Raw genomic sequence first — 19,994 nt, 5'->3', positions numbered from 1 at the left:
TTAGTATAAGTAAAAACAAGACAATCACACATTATATGCTATATTAAATTAACTTATTTGAATATAGATTATATCATATTTAACTCTTCAATATTCTAATTTACAATCATTTTTAATAATAATGTATTAACACATTATTTAAATTTCTATTTCTGATATTTAAATGCAAAAATTACAATAACTTAAAAGGAGGCAGCTTAATGGAAGGCATATATATTGTTAAGGGTAATATTATATTTACTAAAATTTTTGGCAAATTTGAAGTATTTGAAAATGGGTATATTGTAGTTGAAGGTAAGTGTGTTAAAGGTGTATATAAAAATCTTCCTGAAAAGTTTAGTAAGATAAGGATTATAGATTATGGAGACGCAATTATAATACCAGGATTTGTTGATTTGCATTTACATGCATCACAATATGGAAACCTAGGATTAGGACTTGACAAAGAACTTATGCCATGGCTCCAAGAGTATACTTTTCCTGAGGAAGCAAAATATGCAGACATTAACTATGCAAAAAAGGTGTACTCGGCTTTAATAAGAGATTTGTGGAGATTTGGTACCACAAGGGCATGTGTTTTTGCAACCATTCATAAAGATTCAACAAAACTTTTAATGGATTTATTTGGGGAGTCAGGACTATCAGCATATGTGGGAAAAGTAAATATGAACAGAAATTCGCCAGAATATTTGGTAGAAAATACAGAAGATTCAATTTATGATACAGAAGAAATATTGAAGGAATATTGTACAAAATATGAACTTGTAAAGCCTATAATTACACCTAGATTTGTTCCAAGCTGTAGTATGAAGTTATTGAAAAGCTTAGGAAACTTAGCTAAAAAATACAATGTCCCAGTACAATCACATTTATGTGAAAATAATGATGAAGTTAGTTTTGTTAAAAAGTTACATCCAGATTGTAAAAATTACGCTAGAGTATATGACAGAGCAGGACTATTGGGGGATGTACCTACTATTATGGCTCATTGTATTTTGGTAGATGAAGATGAAATTGGATTAATGAATAGAAAGAATGTATTTATTGCTCATAATCCTAGTTCAAATTGTAATTTATCAAGTGGAATTGCACCTATTAGAAGGTTTGTAACAAGAGGTATACCTGTAGGGCTTGGAAGTGATATATCTGCAGGACATAGTTTGTCAATGACAAATGTAATTGTAAATAGTGCTCAGGTATCAAATTTAAAATGGCTTGAAAGCAGTAAAGTAGATAAGTCTTTTAGTACTGCGGAATTATTTTATCTGGCAACAAAAGGTGGAGGAAAGTTTTTTGGTAAAGTAGGAAGCTTTGAAAATGGGTACGAGTTTGATGCTCTCGTTATTGATGACAGCAATTTAGCTATATTTAGACAATTGTCAATAGAAGAAAGGCTGCAAAAGTTTATCTATACTGGAGATGACAGAAATATTAAGGAGAGATATGTAGCGGGCAAAAAAATAGAGGAGCCTAAGTGTTATTAAAAATAAAGTTCTTTAACTTAACAGGTTTTGAGAACTCTAAATAATTTTATAATGGGGGTTAATTTATGGAAAGTGGAGTTAATGGACAGAAAAATTCGTTTCTAGAATCATTCTTTAAGTTAAAAGACAACAACACAAATGTAAAGACAGAAATTCTAGCTGGATTCACTACTTTTATTACTATGGCCTATATAATATTTGTTAATCCAAGTGTTCTTAGAATAGCGGGTATGAATTCAGCAGGTGTAGTTGGAGATGCGGCTTCAAAGTTTAATGTAGGCTCTGATCCTATTGTGTCAGCGGTATTTGTTGCTACTTGTCTAGCTGCTGCTGTTGGGACATTTATAATGGGGTTCTACGCAAATTTGCCTTTTGCTCAAGCTCCAGGTATGGGTCTTAATGCATTCTTTACTTACACAGTATGTTTAACATTGGGTTTTAACTGGCACCAAGCTCTTACTGCAGTATTGACTTCAGGTATTTTGTTTATAATTATTACAGTTACATCCATACGAGAAAAAATTGTTGATGCCATACCTCAAAATTTAAAATATGCTATGTCTGGTGGTATAGGACTTTTTATTGCACTTATTGGTTTAAAAAGTGGTGGAATAATAGTTTCAAATAAATCAACACTTGTTGGATTTGGAAATTTTGCACAACCAGGAACATTGCTTACTATAATAGGGGTTTTAATAATTGGCGTACTTATGGCAAGAAATGTTACAGGGTCTATTCTTATAGGCATTATTTTAACCACACTTATAGGTATACCACTTAAAGTTACTTCTCTTGCAAATTTACACATCTTTAGTGCACCACCTTCTCTTGCACCTACTTTTGCAGCTTTTGATTTTTCCGGCCTTTTTTCAAAAGGAGGCACTTCTATAGCAGGAGCAATTTTGAGTTTTATTATGGTTGTTATAACAATTTGTTTGGTTGATCTTTTTGATACTATTGGAACACTTGTTGGAACTGCTACAAAGGCAGGGATGGTAGATGAAAACGGTAAAGTTTTAAGACTTAAGAAAGCTCTTATCTGTGATGCAGTAGCAACAACTGCAGGATCATTTTTTGGAACAAGTACTATTAATACTTATGTTGAATCAACCTCTGGTGTTACGGCAGGAGGAAGAACCGGTCTCACAGCAGTAACCGTAGGTATATTATTTATTCTTTCATTATTTTTTTCAGGACTTGTTGGAGTAGTTCCTTCACAGGCTACAGCACCAGCACTTATTATAGTAGGTGCCTTAATGATGGGAGTAATCAAAAATATAGATTTTGGTGACTTTACAGAAGCATTACCATGTTTCTTTGCTATTTCATTAATGGCTTTTAGTTATAGTATAGCAAATGGTATAGCAGTTGCAATGATCATTTATCCTATAGTAAAAATAGCTACTGGTAGAGGTAAAGAACTCAGTCCAATAGTGTATGTTCTTGCTGTATTATTTGTACTAAGGTATTTACTACTTCCGTTTGAGTAGAGTAATATATATATTATATATTTAACTTTTACAATGAGATTTTAACTTAATTTAAATATAATGCGAAGCAACTTTTTTAGTTAATAGTTAAGAGTGAAGAATTAATAGTTAATGTGGATTTTTTCCGTTACACTACAAAAAATCTTTAATCAAATTTTTGAAAATTCGTTTTGCTAAAACAAAACATTACTAATAATTTTTCATTATTAATTCTTAACTTACGAAGCTTTGCTTCGCAAAGTTTTTAAACTGCGGAAGTAATATCATAATAGGGCATTTTAATAGATTGGAGAAGTGAGTAGATGAATGAATTGACAAGTAAAATCAATGCTGCTATGTGCAGGATAAAAGCAGAACTTGTGCTGAAAGATGCTTTTATAATAAATGTATTTACTCAAACTGTTGAAAAAAAGGATATTGCAATAAATGATGGTATAATTGTAGGAACGGGTAAATATGAGGGAAACCATGAAATTAATTGTAGTGGTTTTTTTGTAGCACCAGGGTTTATAGATTCTCACGTTCATATAGAATCTTCCATGGTAACTCCAGAAATATTTTCTGATTTAGTTATTAAAAAAGGTGTTACTACAATTATTGCAGATCCCCACGAGATAGCAAATGTTTTAGGGGAAAAAGGTATAGAATTTATGCTGGAAAATAGCAAAAGAGGTGATGGAGATATATTTTTTATGCTTCCATCTTGTGTTCCAGCAGTAGATTTTGAAGATAATGGTGCAGTGCTTGAAGCAGATAACTTAAAAAAGTTTATTGAAGATCCTCAAGTTTTAGGACTTGGAGAAGTAATGGATGTTAATGCAGTTGCTTCGGGAAATAAAAAGATGTTGGAAAAAATTTTAATGGTAAACAAGTATGGAAAAAACATAGATGGACATTGTCCTAAAATTAATGATAAAGAACTTAATGCTTATTTATGTGCCAACATTAGAACAGATCATGAATGTACCAATTATGAAGAAGCTTTAGAAAAAGTGAGAAATGGGATGTATGTAATGCTTAGGGAAGGATCTGCAGCTAGAGATCTGAAAAAATTATTACCTGCAGTAAATGACAAAAATTATAGTAGGTTTTTGTTTTGTACTGATGACAGACATATTGAAGATTTAGTAGATGAGGGCAGTATAGATAATTGTATACGAACTGCCATAGATGAAGGATTAGATGCTATAAAAGCATATACGATAGCATCTTTTAATGCAGCTAATTGCTATAACTTAAGAGATAGAGGTGCTATTTCACCTGGTATGAAGGCTGATTTGGTAATATTTGAAGATATGAAAAAATTGAAAATTAAAAATGTGATTAAGGATGGTAAGGTACATAAAAGTGATCATATGTTTAAAAATGTTTTTGCTAAACCCTCAGTAAATGTAGATTATATAAAAGAAGACTTATTTAAGATTAAGGCTAAAGGTAACTTTGTAAATGTAATAAAAGTGAAGCCGGGAGAACTAGTGACTAAAAAAGAAAAGAGAAAAGTTAAAATAAATGAAGGATTAGTTGAATGTGTTGAAAGTAAGGAAGAAGTTGTAAATAAAATAGCTGTAATAGAAAGACACAAAAACAGTGGAAAACATTCTGTTGGGTTCATAGAAGGCCTAGGACTCAAAAAAGCTGCCATAGCTCAGACAATAGCCCATGATTCTCATAATATAATTGTAGTAGGTGACAATGATAAAGATATGGAGATAGCAGTGAATAACATTATATGTAATAATGGAGGTATAGTATTTGTATCTGAAGGTAAATTGCTAGAGTATTTAAAATTACCAATAGGTGGACTTATGACATCTGAGAACCCATCTTTTGTAGTAGATAAAATTACAAAATTAAATTCATTAGCAGTAAAGTTTGAAATTAAAAAAGAAGTTGATCCATTTATAACACTTGGATTTATGGCACTTCCCGTAATTCCAGAGATAAAAATAACTTCAAGAGGATTATTTGATTATTCTAAGTTTAGTTTTATAGATTTATTTTCGGATATTTAAATACAAATTTTGCGTAAAATTTAAACTTAGAGTATAATTTTATAGTAGATTATAATTGTTACGAGAAAGAGGTTATATTATGCCAAAAGATGCAAAAAAGAATATATTAAATGCTGCTATGAAAGTAATTGCTAGAGAAAAAATAAGTGGTACCCGTATGCATATGATTGCAAAAGAAGCTGATAGAAGTCAGGCTAATTTGCATTATTATTTTCCCACTAAAAATGATATAATGATAGCCCTTTTAAATGATATACAAAAGCAATTTTCAGAGAACCGTAAGAAATATATTGATTTAGACAATAAAAGTGTTTTAGAAAATATGAGGGGATTTTTTGAACAAAAGGAAGATGACATTTTAAATAATAAAGAATTGGACTATGTACAACTTGATTATTGGGTTCAAGGTACAGTAAATGATGAGATAAGGAAAAAATTTCAGAAAACCTTTAACATATGGCGCAGTAGTATTGGTGAAGTTTTAAATAAAGGGGAATTTAAGGATACTGTAGATAATGAATATAAAGATATGCTAACATATATAATGGTATCTTTAATGTTAGGGGCGTCACTACAGTATCTTATTGATGAAGGTAAGTTTGATTTAAAAAAGTATTTTGATGTAGCCGAAAGGCTTATTGAACAGTGTTTAAAAGATGAAAATTAGTATTTTTATACTAAGCAAGATCATATAGTCTTAAATTGTACATATATGAAAGTTACAGCTAGATAAGGAGTAGGATATGGAGAAAAAGAAAAAAATAACAGGAGGTATAATTGTTGCTGCAGGAAAAACGTCAGAGAAAAATGAAACATATCCACTGCGCAAAATTGGTTCTATCACTATAGTAAAAAGAATTGTCTTAACTTTTCAAAAGGCTGGAGTTTCACCAATTGTGGTAATTACCGGGTATAAATCTGAGGAAATTGAGCACAATTTAGCTTATTATGGAGTTATATTTTTGTATAATGAAAAATATGAAAATTCACAAATGCTTGATTCTGCAAAAATAGGACTGGATTTTTTAAAAAATAAGTGCGATCAGGTAATATTTAATCCAGTAAGTGCCCCGCTATTTACACCGGAAACTATTCAAAAGATGATAGAATGTAATAAGCAGTTACTATTACCATCTTATCATGGAAAAACTGGACACCCTCTTTTGATATCTTCTAAATTAATCCCTCAAGTTTTAAAATATGATGGTAATGAGGGGATGGAGGGAGCTATCCAAAACATTGGGGTTGAAAGACAGCTTATGGATGTGGAAGATGAGGGGATTTTAAGTGATACAGGAGACCCCTGCCAATTGGAAAAACTCCTAAGAAAACATAACCAGCGTATTTTACATCCTTTTGTTAAAATAAGTATTGAAAAGGAATCTTTGTTTTTTAATTCAAGAACAAAGTTACTTTTGATTTTAATTCAGAATACACATTCTGTACGAAATGCATGTAAACACATGGCACTTTCCTATAGCAAAGCGTGGAACATGCTGAATCAGTTGGAAGAAGAATTAGGATATGCAGTGGTTAAGAGAAAACATGGTGGACGAAATGGTGGAAAAACTTATTTAACCGAAGAAGGTATGGAATTTTTAAAAAAATATGAGCAATTTGAACACAATGTCCGTCAATATGCAAAAGATGAATTTGATAGAATATTTTAATGCAAAAAGCAAGTTCTTTTCACAAAGAATTTGATAAAGGTTAGCCTCCTATTTTATAATAATTGTAACAATAAATTGTTAAATTTTTATAAAATAGGAGGTTATTTATGTTTACATTAAATATTAATGGTAAGGATGTAGCTTCGAATACTGATAAACCCCTATTGCGTTTTTTAAGAGATGATTTGAAAATCACTTCTGCAAAGGACGGTTGCAGCGAAGGTGCATGTGGAACGTGCACTATTTTAGTAGATGGAAAAGCAGTAAAAGCTTGTGTACAAAAAGTATCAAAATTTGAAGGAAAGAAAATCTTAACTGTTGAGGGATTAAGTCACAGGGAAAAAGAAGTTTATGAATATTGTTTTGGAGAAGCAGGTGCAGTACAGTGTGGCTTTTGTATTCCTGGAATGGTAATTTGTGCAAAAGCTCTATTAGATGTCAATTCTAATCCAACAGAGTTAGATGTAAAAAAGGCAATTAGAGGTAATATTTGCCGCTGTACTGGATATAAAAAAATTGAAGAAGCTATTTTAATGGCAGCAAAATATTTTAGGGAAAATCTTCAGATACCAGCTCCTGTAGATAAATTGAAGATGAATCAGAAATTTAAGCGTGTGGATGTAGACGAAAAAGTAAATGGAACAGGCATTTTTGTAGATGATATGGAGCTGCCTGGAATGATTTATGCTAAAACAGTTCGATCTAAATATCCAAGGGCTATTGTAAATAAAATTGATATAAGCAAGGCAGAAGCTCATCCGGATTGTGTGAAAATTTTACTGGCAAAGGATGTTCCAAATAATATTATCGGACATATAAAACAGGATTGGGATGTAATGATTCCAGAAGGTGGGACAACCAGATATATAGGAGATTCATTGGCACTTGTGGCAACTTATCATAAGGATAAGCTGGATGAAGTGTGCAAATTAGTTGATGTAGAATATACAGAATTGGAGCCAATTACTTCTCCTGAAGATGCCCTAAGAGCAGATGCACCTTTAATTCATTCAGATGGAAATATTATGAGTCGTTCTATTCTTCAACGTGGAAATGCAGATGAAGCAATTAAAAATTCTAAATATGTAGTGACGAGGAAATATAAAACTCCATTTCAGGAACACGGATTTATGGAACCAGAGTGTGCAATTGCAGCACCTGAAGGAGAAGATGGCATTTTACTCTATTCTGGCTCACAATCTGTTTATGACGAGCAGCGTGAAATTTCAAATATGCTTAAAATTCCAAAGGAAAAGGTACACTGTCATTCTCAGCTTGTTGGAGGAGGATTTGGCGGTAAGGAAGACATGAGTGTTCAACATCTTGCAGCATTAATGGCATGGTACACAAAAAAACCGGTGAAGGTAAAGTTTTCAAGGCAGGAAAGCTTAGATTATCATGTTAAACGTCATGCAATGGAAATGGAATTTACAACAGCTTGTGATGAAAATGGATATTTAACAGCTATGAAAGGCGTAATTATTGCAGACACAGGTGCCTATGCATCTCTTGGTGGACCTGTATTACAAAGAGCATGTACTCATGCAGCAGGACCATATAATTATCAGAATATTGACATTTTAGGTATGTCAGTTTATACAAATAATGTGGTTGCTGGAGCATTTCGTGGTTTTGGTGTAACACAAAGCTGTTTTGCTACTGAAAACAATATTAATTTATTGGCAGAGATGGTGGGAATTTCACCTTGGGAAATACGTTACCGTAATGCAATCCGTCCAGGACAGGTACTTCCAAATGGTCAAATAGCAGATGAAAGTGTTGCTATGGCAGAATGTTTGGAAGCTGTTAAAGATGTATATGAATCAAATCCTTATGCAGGAATTGCTATAGCTTTTAAAAACAGTGGAACTGGAGTGGGAAATAAGGATATTGGCCGCTGCATTTTATCTGTAGAAAATGGAAAAGTTTATATTAAAACTTCTGCAGCTTGTATGGGACAAGGAATTGCAACAATGTGTACTACCATATTATGTGAAACAACGGGTTTAAATCCAGCACTTACTGTTCATGAAAGAGCAGATACCTTCTATACACCTGATTCAGGAACTAGTACTGCATCTAGACAGACTGTGGTAACTGGGGAAGCTGTAAGGCGTGTATCCGAAAAATTAAAAGCAGAATTGGACAAAGGATTGACTCTTTTGGATTTAGAAGGAAGAGAATTTTATGGTGAATATTCTGCAAAGACAGATCCAATGGGATCTCCAAAGAAAAATCCAGTAAGCCATGTAAGCTACAGTTATGGAGCTCAGGTTGTTATCTTGAATGAAGAAGGAAAAGTTGAAAAAGTAGTTGCAGCTTATGATGTTGGAACACCTGTCAATATTCAGGCTGTTGAAGGACAAATTGAAGGTGGCATTGTTATGGGGCTTGGATATGCTTTAACAGAAGAATTTAAAGTTGAAGGCGGCTATCCTAAGACAAAGCTAGGTACACTAGGACTTATGCGATCAACAGATGCTCCAGAACTTGAAGTTATTCTTGTACAAAGTAAAGAAAAGATTCCTGAAGCCTATGGGGCAAAAGGCTGTGGAGAATTATGTTTGATTCCTACAGCGCCAGCTTGTTCTCATGCATATTATAGATTAGATGGTAAATTCCGTAGTCAGCTGCCGTTAAAAGGTACATTCTATAAAAAGTTAAAAAAATAGTATATTACTCTTTTATATAAACTAAAATTTTGCAGAGTTTTATGAATTGAATATAGGGAGGTATTGTATGAAAAACATTAGTAAGTCTGTAAAGAAAAAAGATCATGAATTAAAAATAAGTGGCCAGGCCCTTTATGTAGATGATCATGTGATGGATGATATGCTTTACGGCAAATTATTGCATTCCACAAAGGCAAGGGCAAAAATAATTAATATCAGTATTCCTAAATTACCTGATGGTTACTTTGTTGTTGACAAAAATGATGTAACAGGTGTAAATCGTGTTGCAATTGTGGAAAATGATACACCCGTTTATGCTGAAGATACTGTGGAATATGTAGGTGACCCTATTTTGATGGTTGTGGGACCTAGCCTTAAAGAAGTCAATAGAATTTTAAGTGAAATTATTGTAGTATATGAAGAACAGGTTCCCGTTTTGGATATGCAAAAATCTAATACAGTATTTTTCCATTATAAGTGTGAAAAAGGAGACATTTGTAAGATTTTAAAAGAAGCTGATCAGGTTTTTGTTGAGACATTTCAAACTGGTTATCAAGAACAGGCGTATCTTGAAACTCAGGGGATAATTGCTTATCCACATGATGGGCGAATGACAATACGTGGTTCTATGCAGTGTCCTTACTATGTGTATGGTGCAGTTTCCAAAGCTTTAGGATATGATGAAAAAAATATTCAGATTATTCAGGATGTTACTGGGGGAGGATTTGGAGGTAAGGAAGACTTTCCTTCTATACTTGCATGTCAAACTGCAGTGGCAGCTAAAAAGGCAAACAAACCAGTGAAAGTAATATTTGATAGACGTGAAGACATGGAGTTTACCTCAAAGCGTCACCCATCTATCTGTACCTATAAAGTAGCAGTTAAAGATGGTGAGATTACAGGTATGGATATTGACGTACTGTTTAATAGTGGTGCATATACAACCCTTTCTCCTGTTGTTTTACAGCGTGGAGTAATTTGTGCAAACGGCGTATATCGAGTAGAAAACTTGCGTATTGTGGGACGTGCAGTTAAGACAAATACAGTACCTTGTGGTGCATACCGTGGTTTTGGTGCTCCACAGACTTTCTTTGCAGTAGAGATGATGATGGATCACATTGCAAAGAAAATGGGTGTTGACTCCCTTGAACTGAAGGAAAAATATATTGTTAAACAGGGAGATTCTACTTCTACAAGTGGAAAGTATCATTTCCATGTATCTCTGCCTGAAATGATTAAGCGAGCTGATGAACTTGCTGACTATCGTAAAAAACGTCAGATGTATAAAAATCAAAAGGGACGATACCGAAAGGGTATTGGCATGTCATTATTTTTCCATGGCTGTGGTTTTACAGGAAGTGGAGAACGTGATCTCATAAAAGCTGTTGTAAAAATTAGAAAAAATGAAGATGATACAGTTGAACTTTTAGTAAGCAATTCGGATATAGGTCAGGGTATTAAAACTACTTTTTCTAAAATTGTTGCAGATACCCTTGGAATTTCTTATGATAAGGTGCTTATAAATAATCCGGATACAGACCATGTACCTGACTCAGGGCCTACTGTAGCAAGCCGTTCTTTAATGGTAGTTGGAGAATTGCTTAGGCGTGCAGCAGAGAAATTGAAAGGAGAGTGGAAAACTGGAGAAGAACAGATTGTAGAAGAACATTTTGTGGAGCCTGACTTTATAATTCCATTTAGCCTTGAAAAATTCAAAGGAGATGCATATCCAACCTTTTCCTGGTCTGTTAATGTTATTGAAGTAGAGGTGGACACACTTACTGCTATTACAAAGGTAATTGGAGCATGGGGTATTTTTGATGTTGGTGTTCCTATTGATATGAACATTATACAAGGACAGATGCAGGGAGGTTTTCTTCAGGGAATTGGATATGCTTCCATGGAGCAGATGGAATGCAATGATAAAGGCATAATACGTAATAATAGCTATAGTGATTATATTATTCCTACAGCAGTAGATGTTCCGAAGCTTGTAACTGAAATAGTAGATAATCCATATAGCTGTGGCCCATATGGAGCTAAAGGTGCTGGAGAGCTTCCTCTTGTTGGTGCAGCTCCAGCTTATGTGGAAGCTATGGAAAATGCACTTGACGTAGACTTAAATAAAGCTCCATTTACTCAAGAGGACACTATGAAGGTTTTGCAGGAGGTGCTTAAGTAATGATAAAATTTATTCTTAACGGAAAAGAAGTTACATCTACTGCCAGGGGAAGTGAGCGTTTGCTTGATGTACTTAGAAATGAGTTACACATTACTGGTGTAAAGTGCGGCTGTAAGGAAGGTGAATGTGGTGCCTGTTCTGTTATACTTGATGGCAAACTAGTTAATTCCTGTATGGTAGCAGTAGGCAGTATAGAAGGTAGTAGCGTTATGACTATTGAAGGATATCGTGAAACTAAACGTTTTGAAGTTCTTGATAAGGCATATGCTTCTGTTAGTGCTGTACAGTGTGGCTTTTGTATTCCAGGTATGATACTTGCGTCTGAATGCATACTTTCTAAAAATCCAGATCCTACAGAAGTGGAGATTAGAGAAGGCATTTCTGGAAATCTATGTAGATGCACTGGCTATAATGCTATTGTTAAAGCTATTGGTATTGCAGCAAAGGAGGGGAAAGGTTTATGGTAAATAGTTATAGACCATCATCTTTAAAGGAAGCATTGGATATTCTTGCAAAAGAGGAGGTTACTCCTTATGCAGGAGGTACGGATTTAATGATTAAGGCAGATGAAAATGCTAGATATTTGTTCTTAAACAAAGTATCTGAGATGAAAAATATAGTAGAGGATGAAGAGTATATTCATATCGGTGCAGGGTGTACTTTTACGGATATTATTGAAAATCAATTGACTCCTGCTATTTTAAAAGAAGCAGTATCACAAATTGCAGCACCTGCAATTCGAAATTTAGGCACTGTTGGAGGGAATATATGTAATGGCTCACCTAAAGCAGATAGTGCACTTATCTTTTTTGTTACGGATTCTAAACTGCGTATTGTAAGTAGTAAAGAGGAGAGGATTATTCCTATTAATGAATTTTATCTTGGTAGAAAAAAGACTTCCCTCAAAAAAGATGAACTGCTTGTTGAAATTCTCATGAATAAAGAAGGATTTGACAATTATTATTATAAAAAGGTAGGGGCAAGAAATGCCTTAGCAATTTCCAGGGTATCTTTTGCTGGTATTCTTAATGTAGAAAACAATAAAATCTGTAATTGCAGTACAGCATTTGGTGCAGTTAAAGATGTTGTTATAAGGATGCCTGTTATTGATAGAATGCTCATTGGTAAGACTATCGAAGAAGCAAAAGCTGTTAAGAAGGAGTACCTTGCAGCATATGATAAGGTTATTATCCCTATAAAAGGAAGGGTTTCAGCAGAATATAGAAAGATTGTATGTATGAATTTACTTCGTGATTTCCTTGAAAGCAATGGGATTTAACTTCCAAGTAAAAAGTTAACTTATACCAGACATATACTAACAAATTTCATTACACTAGAAATTTGTTATCCGATCGCTACCATTGCTAATACCCCCCCATCTTTTATCAAAGTGGGGGGATAAGCACTGCTACGCGCCTGGATAAGTTCTTCTAAGATTCAGCTGGAGAAAGTCATCCTTATAAGAAAACTCCATCTGAACCTAAGAATCACTTGATAAGTCTACATATCCATTAATATCATCACTGTAGTTATTAATATTATTGTTATTAGATTTAACTTACCCTGATTTAATTTGACTAAGTTCAAGTAGAATTGTTGCGGCATAAAGCTTGTCTTCTTTTGGTAAACTGTTAAATACATTCATCCAAGATTTTCTAACATTATAAGGTGCATTAGCAAACACACCACTTTTTAATTCATCTGGAGAATGTATACATGGATTCATTTCATGTATACATGACTTAAAATCATTGGAAACTTTACTATTATAAGGATTGATAACTATTTTGTTACTTGCATTTTTATAATCTAATTTTATTTCCACAATACTCCTCCCATTAAGTTTCTATAAGTATAATTATAGTCATTAACTTCATGTTATATCGTATGGCAATAAAATAAATTTATGGAAAATATAATATTAAATTAAAATATTAGTAACTATTAATTTTTAATATTTAACTCTTAACTTAAATATAATTACGTGTGCCTTATAACTCTACCGTAATTTCCTTTACATACAATCCTATTTTTTACAGCAAGTTTTCCGTTTAACAACACATATTTTACACCAACAGGCGGTTTAGTTGGGCTGTTATAATCTTCATAACCTGTGATTTTGTCAAAATCAAATATAGTGATGTCTGCTATATTGTTAGGAGCTAATTTACCAATATTTTTTAAACCTAGAGTAACTGCAGGAAATAATGTTGATTTGTATATGGCATTTTCAAGGCTAATAGCCTTTTTTTGTCGTACAAATTTACCTATGAAAAGAGGATAATTACCATAGAAACGTGGATGTGGAACACCTGCAGGTATGCTATCTGAACATACCATCTGTAGAGGATGGCGTATGAGTTTTATAGTGTCTTCTTCTGAAAATATGTTTAAGGTTACTATTCCAATTCCTGCATTTTCTTCAATAAGTAGTTTAGATATAAAGTCTACCGGGTGTATTCTCAAGTCTTTTGAAATGTCGCCAACGGTTTTTCCAATGTACTTCAAATTTTTATCTTTTTTAAGTGAAGTGATGAGTATACCATCCCAACCAGCTATTGCACTGTAATTATCCCACGCAGGGTAATGTATCTTTGTATTAGAAAGTTCATTTTTAACTCTATTTAATACTTTAGCATCCTTTAATTTTTCTAATAAGGTACCTTCTCCTTCTTTTGTAAGCCAGGGTGGTAAAAGTTGAGTCATTAAGGTACTGCCGGAGAGATAGGGATGTTCATCAAAAGTAATGTCTATACCGTCATCAATTGCTTTTTCTATGATTTTGATAAGTGAGTCAGCATTCAAGCCTAATTTACTTGAATTATAAGATCTCATATGGGAAATCTGAAGCTTTACATTAGATTCTCTGGCAATCGATATAATTTCTCCTAAAGCATTATTAATAGTGTTATCGTGATTTTTAACATGAACCATAACAATTCCATTATAACTTTTTACAACTTTACACATAGCAATTAGTTCATCTCTGCAGCTAAAAATACCTGGCATATATTGAAGACCTAGAGACATTCCAAAAGCACCTTTTCTCATAGCATCATCTACTAACCTGCACATGTGGTCAATTTCATATTGCGTAGGTATTTTAGGGCTAAATCCCATTACACTTGTCCTGACAGCACCCTGAGAAATTAATGAAGCGTAATTGTTTTTTAATCCCATTGAATTGATTTTAGTCATATACTCATTCAGGTCAGAAAAGTGCCATTTTAGATCAGCACCTCCAACTATTCCAACAACATAATTTTTCCATGCAGTATTCTGACTTTCTATATATGGAAAAATTCCTAAGCCACATTGACCCACAAGTTCAGTAGTAACCCCTTGAAGTAACTTTGAATTTCTAAGGCTTTCACAAGTAAAAGGTACTAGATCATTATGGCTGTGTACATCAATAAACCCTGGAGAAACTATTAATCCAGAGGCATCAATAACTTCATTTGCTTCACTTGATATATTTCTCCCTATACTCATTATTTTTTCATCCTTAATTCCTATATCTGCAGTATAAGGAGTAGTATTTGTACCATCTACAATTAAACCATTTTTTATTAAAATGTCTAACATTTAAATTACCTCTTTTTTAAAATTTTAATTAGAATCAACTCAACTTTTGCAGCTTAAAAACAAATTAGTTTTCTTACGTAAGGAAGGAAAACTTACCTTCATTGTCCTCTGTCCTTTGTCCTCTGTCCTTTGAAAAGCTGCTTGGTAATTCTTTTATATTAAGTCGAAACTTTACATGTGTGAAAGTTGAGTACTCACTATATAAAAATAAACTTATACGTAGAAATATTTTTACAATAAACAAGCACATTTAAACATTTTGCATATAAGTCTTAGTGGAAAATTTATATACAAAACTTAGGACTTTTGAATTGTTTGAGGTACGAGTTTTCAAAAGTCCTAGATTTGTATAAATTTTCTGCTTAGACTTATCAAAATGTTTAACAGGGCTTGTGGTTGTAAAAATATGCGGAGTATAAGTTTATTTTTCATTTAGGTTATTTATATTAAACTTTGATAGTCACCATCCCAAGTAATGTTTCTATATACCTTCGGATCAGTATTTCCTTCTGTACTAATGAGTAAAACGTTAGAATTTTCATCAAGTTTCAATGTTTCACGTAAGTCCCTATATTTATCCTTTGAAGAAATGGATAGGAGTCCTGCTGTTACAGCTCCTGATTCTCCAGATATTATTCTATCATCACCTTTAAGAGGATTTCCTAAGACACGCATTCCTCTTGCTGTTACCCAGTCAGGGACTGATACAAATACATCAGCACAGTATTTCAAGATATCCCAGCCCATAGGGTTAGGTTCACCACAGGCAAGTCCAGCCATTATCGTATTCATTTCTCCTGTGACCGCCTCAATTTTACCTGCTTTGCAGGATCTATAAAAACAATCAGCTTTTTCAGGTTCTACGATGATAATTTTTGGTGTATTTTTTTCAAATGTAGAAACAAATACACTTGCTATAACTGAAGCAAAGGCTCCTACACCTGCTTGTAAAAATATATGAGTTGGAATAGTTCCATGTAACTGTTCAATAGCTTCTTGTGCTAGAGTAGAATATCCTGTCATGATCCATTTGGGAATTTCAGTATATCCTTTCCAAGCTGTATCTTGAATGATTTCCCATCCATTTTTAGAAGCTTGCTGGGCTGTAAAACGTACTGCATCATCGTAATTCCAATCAGTTATACTGACATCTGCGCCAAATTCAGCTATGTTGTTTAATCTGTTTTGAGTGCTTCCTTTAGGCATGTACACAATACACTTGTATCCCATTTGTTTTGCCATCCAGGCTACCCCTCGTCCATGATTTCCATCTGTAGTGGCAACAAAAGTAATGTCCCCTAAATCACTTTTTACTTTCTCAGATTTTAGTACTGAAAATGGAAGTTCTGATATATCCTTGTCTAATTTTTGTGCGAGATGTTTTCCTATGGCATAAGAAGCTCCCAGCACTTTAAATGAATTTAATCCAAAACGAAAAGATTCATCTTTTACAAAGATATTAGATAGTCCTAAAAAGTTTGCCAATCCATCCAACTTAACAAGAGGAGTTTTTTTATATTGTTCAAAACTTTCATGGAAAGTTTTAACTTCACATAAATTTTTTTTGCTTAATAAAGGTGTATGTGCTTTAACATCTTTTTTATTATTAACAATCCATTTCAACAACAAGTCGCCTCCAAATTATAAATTTTTAATAATAAATCAATTTTAAATAAACATTACTAACTAGTTAATCCACTTTTATTATAATTCTGAATTATCTTCATGTCAATATATTGGCATGAATGGTTTTAAATAGTAGATTGCGTGCTTTTAACAGGCACTACTAATATTTTTGTGGAGTATTTTCAGAGGAGACTTCAATATTAGTAACATTTTTTTCACCGTGATTTAAAAATGCATTGAGAATTATTGCAACTACAGACGCAGAAACTATACCACTACTGAAGATTGATTTGAAAAATTGAGGAGTATGATCAAGTATATTAGGAACAATAGTAACTCCAAGACCTATGCCAATAGAGCAGGCAACAACCAGCATATTTGAATTCTTGTCGAAGTCTACACTTGAGAGCATTTGTATACCGGCTACGGCTACCATTGCAAACATTATGGTTGTAGCTCCACCTATAACAGGTTGGGGAATGATTGTAGCTAAAGCTGCAAATTTAGGGATCAATCCAAGACATATGAGAATAAAACCGGAAACGATTACTACAAAACGACTTTTTACTTTACTTAAAGCTAGAAGTCCCAAATTTTGATTGAATGTTGTGTAAGGAAAGGAATTGAAAATACCACCTAGAATTGTGGCAAGTCCTTCAGCTCTAAGGCCTCGTACGATGTCATTTTCTGTAATTTTTCTTTCGCATATTCTACCTATTCCAAGATATGTTCCAGTTGATTCGATCATTACTGTAAGCATGACAAAGGTCATCATAATAATAGAGGCAAGATTAAATTTTGGTATACCAAAATTTAATGGACGAACAAAACTTATCCATTGTGCACTTGCAACTACTGAAAAATCTACTTTCCCCATAAATGCAGCCACTATTGTGCCTAAAATAATTCCATTTAAAACAGAAATTGCTTGAAAAAATCCTTTAAAGAATTTATTGGAGAATATAACAACTATCATTACAAATGCGCCGAGTAAAAGATTAGAAATGCTTCCAAAATCTTTAGCTCCTGAACCACCACCAATACTATTAATGCCCACGTTAATTAGAGAAAGACCTATCATAGTGACTACTGTACCTGTTACAACTGTTGGAAAAAATCTTAACACTTTTCCGTATATTGGTGCAATTAATACCACAACAAGAGCTGCTACTATTATGGAACCATAGGCTGTTGGCATCCCATAACTTTTGCCGATAATAATAAGTGGACCAACAGCAGCGAAAGTACACCCTAAAATTGCAGGCAGCTTAATGCCTACATAAGGTCCTATACCAATTGCTTGAATTAAAGTTGCAATACCACAAGTAAATAAATCTGCAGCTACTAAAAGTTCTAATTGTCTGGGTGTCAAACCTACAGAAGCACCAATAAGTAAAGGTACGGCTACAGCACCTGCATACATTGCAAGTACGTGCTGTAGTCCTAAGGTAAAAAGTTTTGGAAGAGGAAGCATTTCGTTTACTTTGTCTACATTTTTTACAGATTGTTCTGACATTTGTAAAACCCCCTATTAAATTTATTTAATATTTCAACTTTTGCACATATGAAAGTTGAATTAATTACTATCTAATCTAATACTCGACCTTATACATATCATAAAAGAAATTAATAAAAATGATGAATTTTGGTTTTTGTTTTTTTAAGGGAATAAGAGTCGAGTTAGATATCTAAGATGCCTGTACCTGAGAAGTAATAGGTAAACACATTACAGCAAAGCATTATAGTGAATTGTAAATATAAAATGGATTTACTAGTTAGTATAATTTATTCTAATAATATTAATAGTATTTTGTCAATATTGTAATTAAACAAAAATTGTACAATATAGAAACTCTAAGTAATATTAAACATTATTTTACTTTAAAAGAAAAATATTTTAATGTTGACAAAGATATTTTATTATTATAAAATCAAATTATACTAACTAGTTAGTCCAACTTTTAAATATACCATATCTAAGACAAAATATATCGATATTAAAATGTTAAAATATACTAATTCAATCATTGCAATTAGGAGGCATATCTTATGGAAAAATTAAAAGAACTTATCCAAAATTTAAAAAAACTAGATTATAAAAATATGTATAGTAATGATTTTTTTTTAACCTGGGAAAAAACAGACGAAGAGCTTAAGGCAGTTTTTACAGTAGCTGATATTTTACGACAGATGAGGGAAAATAATATATCACCGCGTATATTTGATAGTGGACTAGCAATTTCATTATTCCGTGATAATTCCACAAGAACAAGATTTAGTTTTGCAAGTGCATGTAATTTACTTGGCCTGGAGGTTCAAGATCTTGATGAAGGAAAGTCACAGATTGCTCACGGCGAAACTGTTCGTGAAACAGCAAATATGATTTCTTTTATGGCAGATGTTATAGGCATTAGGGATGATATGTTTATAGGCAAAGGGAACAAGTATATGCATAAAGTATCAGAATCAGTTCAAGAGGGATATAAAGCTGGGATTCTTGGACAGCGCCCTACCCTTGTAAGCCTTCAGTGTGATATAGACCATCCAACTCAATGTATGGCTGATTTACTCCATTTAATTCATTATTTTGGTGGAGCTCAAAATCTTAAAGGCAAAAAACTAGCTATGACTTGGGCCTATTCTCCTTCCTATGGCAAACCATTATCCGTACCTCAAGGAATTATTGGTTTAATGACGAGAATGGGTATGGAAGTTACGCTTGCACATCCTGAAGGATACGATATATTGCCGGAAGTAGAGAATGTTGCAAGAAAAAATGCTGAGATAAGTGGAGGTAAGTTTATTAAAACTAACTCCATGAAAGAAGCTTTTGAGAATGCAGATATAGTTTATCCAAAGAGCTGGGCTCCATTTGCAGCCATGGAAAAGCGTACTAACTTATATGGAGAAGGTAAATTTGATGAAATAGAGGTACTTGAAAAAGAGCTGCTAAATCAAAATGCAAATTATAAGGACTGGGAATGCACAGAAGAAATGATGAAGCTCACTAAAGATTCTAAAGCATTATATATGCACTGTTTACCTGCAGATATTACGGGAGTAAGCTGCAAGCAAGGTGAAGTAGCTGCTTCTGTATTTGATCGTTATCGTGAAGAACTTTATAAACAGGCAGGATATAAACCTTACATTGTTGCTTCAATGATTTTTTTAAGTAAGGTGAAAGATCCTGTAAAAACACTTACAGAGATTATTGATTCAAAGCCACCGAGATTTTTAGCAAAATAAAATGTAAAAGTATATCTTAGGGGGAAT

The 19,994-nt window shown here is 33.2% G+C and carries 14 protein-coding genes; 10 read left to right on the top strand and 4 right to left on the bottom strand.

The window, feature by feature from the left end; translation table 11 throughout:
• Window positions 1-200: 200 nt before the first annotated feature.
• The 9 genes from guaD (at window position 201) to DMR38_RS12250 (ending at window position 12,789) form a co-directional block, all read left to right on the top strand.
• Window positions 201-1,484 (top strand): guanine deaminase, encoded by a 1,284-nt coding sequence (gene guaD / locus DMR38_RS12290; protein WP_127721596.1) that lies wholly within the window; start codon window positions 201-203, stop codon window positions 1,482-1,484.
• A 65-nt stretch (window positions 1,485-1,549) separates the two neighbouring features.
• A complete protein-coding gene (locus tag DMR38_RS12285) occupies window positions 1,550-2,974 on the top strand; it encodes an NCS2 family permease (RefSeq protein WP_127721595.1) in 1,425 nt (474 codons plus the stop codon).
• Window positions 2,975-3,276: 302 nt separating this feature from the next.
• Window positions 3,277-4,986: an adenine deaminase gene (gene ade / locus DMR38_RS12280; RefSeq protein ID WP_127721594.1), complete on the top strand. Its 1,710-nt coding sequence runs from the start codon at window positions 3,277-3,279 to the stop codon at window positions 4,984-4,986.
• A gap of 79 nt (window positions 4,987-5,065) precedes the next feature.
• Window positions 5,066-5,653, top strand: coding sequence for a TetR/AcrR family transcriptional regulator (locus tag DMR38_RS12275; protein ID WP_127721593.1), 588 nt, complete (start codon window positions 5,066-5,068; stop codon window positions 5,651-5,653).
• 76 nt (window positions 5,654-5,729) lie between these two features.
• Entirely contained in the window at window positions 5,730-6,656 is a 927-nt protein-coding gene (locus DMR38_RS12270) for an NTP transferase domain-containing protein (protein ID WP_127721592.1), read from the top strand.
• Between the two features lie 107 nt (window positions 6,657-6,763).
• A complete protein-coding gene (gene xdh / locus DMR38_RS12265) occupies window positions 6,764-9,328 on the top strand; it encodes a selenium-dependent xanthine dehydrogenase (RefSeq protein ID WP_127721591.1) in 2,565 nt (854 codons plus the stop codon).
• Window positions 9,329-9,395: 67 nt separating this feature from the next.
• Complete coding sequence (locus DMR38_RS12260) at window positions 9,396-11,510, top strand: xanthine dehydrogenase family protein molybdopterin-binding subunit (RefSeq protein ID WP_127721590.1); 2,115 nt, start codon at window positions 9,396-9,398, stop codon at window positions 11,508-11,510.
• Window positions 11,510-11,977, top strand: a complete 468-nt coding sequence (locus DMR38_RS12255) for a (2Fe-2S)-binding protein (RefSeq protein WP_127721589.1) — start codon at window positions 11,510-11,512, stop codon at window positions 11,975-11,977. Before DMR38_RS12260 ends, DMR38_RS12255 begins: the two co-directional genes overlap by 1 nt.
• The gene (locus DMR38_RS12250; protein ID WP_127721588.1) at window positions 11,971-12,789 is read left to right on the top strand and encodes an FAD binding domain-containing protein; all 819 of its coding nucleotides are present in this window, start codon (window positions 11,971-11,973) and stop codon (window positions 12,787-12,789) included. The genes DMR38_RS12255 and DMR38_RS12250 overlap by 7 nt, the downstream gene beginning before the upstream one ends.
• Window positions 12,790-13,068: 279 nt before the next feature.
• Here the strand turns inward: DMR38_RS12250 and DMR38_RS12245 are convergent, their stop codons facing one another.
• From DMR38_RS12245 to DMR38_RS12230, 4 genes are all read right to left on the bottom strand, one after another.
• Window positions 13,069-13,335 carry a hypothetical protein gene (locus tag DMR38_RS12245; RefSeq protein ID WP_127721587.1) on the bottom strand — a complete coding sequence of 89 codons (267 nt, stop codon included), beginning with the start codon at window positions 13,333-13,335 and terminating at the stop codon, window positions 13,069-13,071.
• Between the two features lie 155 nt (window positions 13,336-13,490).
• Window positions 13,491-15,095 carry a D-aminoacylase gene (locus tag DMR38_RS12240; RefSeq protein WP_127721586.1) on the bottom strand — a complete coding sequence of 535 codons (1,605 nt, stop codon included), beginning with the start codon at window positions 15,093-15,095 and terminating at the stop codon, window positions 13,491-13,493.
• Window positions 15,096-15,536: 441 nt separating this feature from the next.
• Entirely contained in the window at window positions 15,537-16,718 is a 1,182-nt protein-coding gene (gene dpaL, locus DMR38_RS12235) for a diaminopropionate ammonia-lyase (protein WP_127721585.1), read from the bottom strand.
• Between the two features lie 163 nt (window positions 16,719-16,881).
• Window positions 16,882-18,237, bottom strand: a complete 1,356-nt coding sequence (locus DMR38_RS12230; RefSeq protein WP_127721584.1) for a nucleobase:cation symporter-2 family protein — start codon at window positions 18,235-18,237, stop codon at window positions 16,882-16,884.
• A gap of 533 nt (window positions 18,238-18,770) precedes the next feature.
• Here DMR38_RS12230 and ygeW point away from each other — a divergent pair.
• Window positions 18,771-19,967: a knotted carbamoyltransferase YgeW gene (ygeW, locus tag DMR38_RS12225; protein WP_127721583.1), complete on the top strand. Its 1,197-nt coding sequence runs from the start codon at window positions 18,771-18,773 to the stop codon at window positions 19,965-19,967.
• The last annotated feature ends 27 nt before the right edge of the window (window positions 19,968-19,994 follow it).

Source organism: Clostridium sp. AWRP (genome assembly GCF_004006395.2).
Lineage (GTDB): Bacteria > Bacillota > Clostridia > Clostridiales > Clostridiaceae > Clostridium_B.
Note: the sequence above shows the minus strand (reverse complement) of the source record. Positions and strands in the feature narration are given on the sequence as shown.

Coding starts and splice junctions, on each gene's coding strand:
- guaD (WP_127721596.1), top strand. CDS start 201: ATGGAAGGCATATATATTGTTAAGGGTAATATTATATTTACTAAAATT.
- DMR38_RS12285 (WP_127721595.1), top strand. CDS start 1,550: ATGGAAAGTGGAGTTAATGGACAGAAAAATTCGTTTCTAGAATCATTC.
- ade (WP_127721594.1), top strand. CDS start 3,277: ATGAATGAATTGACAAGTAAAATCAATGCTGCTATGTGCAGGATAAAA.
- DMR38_RS12275 (WP_127721593.1), top strand. CDS start 5,066: ATGCCAAAAGATGCAAAAAAGAATATATTAAATGCTGCTATGAAAGTA.
- DMR38_RS12270 (WP_127721592.1), top strand. CDS start 5,730: ATGGAGAAAAAGAAAAAAATAACAGGAGGTATAATTGTTGCTGCAGGA.
- xdh (WP_127721591.1), top strand. CDS start 6,764: ATGTTTACATTAAATATTAATGGTAAGGATGTAGCTTCGAATACTGAT.
- DMR38_RS12260 (WP_127721590.1), top strand. CDS start 9,396: ATGAAAAACATTAGTAAGTCTGTAAAGAAAAAAGATCATGAATTAAAA.
- DMR38_RS12255 (WP_127721589.1), top strand. CDS start 11,510: ATGATAAAATTTATTCTTAACGGAAAAGAAGTTACATCTACTGCCAGG.
- DMR38_RS12250 (WP_127721588.1), top strand. CDS start 11,971: ATGGTAAATAGTTATAGACCATCATCTTTAAAGGAAGCATTGGATATT.
- DMR38_RS12240 (WP_127721586.1), bottom strand. CDS start 15,095: ATGTTAGACATTTTAATAAAAAATGGTTTAATTGTAGATGGTACAAAT.
- DMR38_RS12230 (WP_127721584.1), bottom strand. CDS start 18,237: ATGTCAGAACAATCTGTAAAAAATGTAGACAAAGTAAACGAAATGCTT.
- ygeW (WP_127721583.1), top strand. CDS start 18,771: ATGGAAAAATTAAAAGAACTTATCCAAAATTTAAAAAAACTAGATTAT.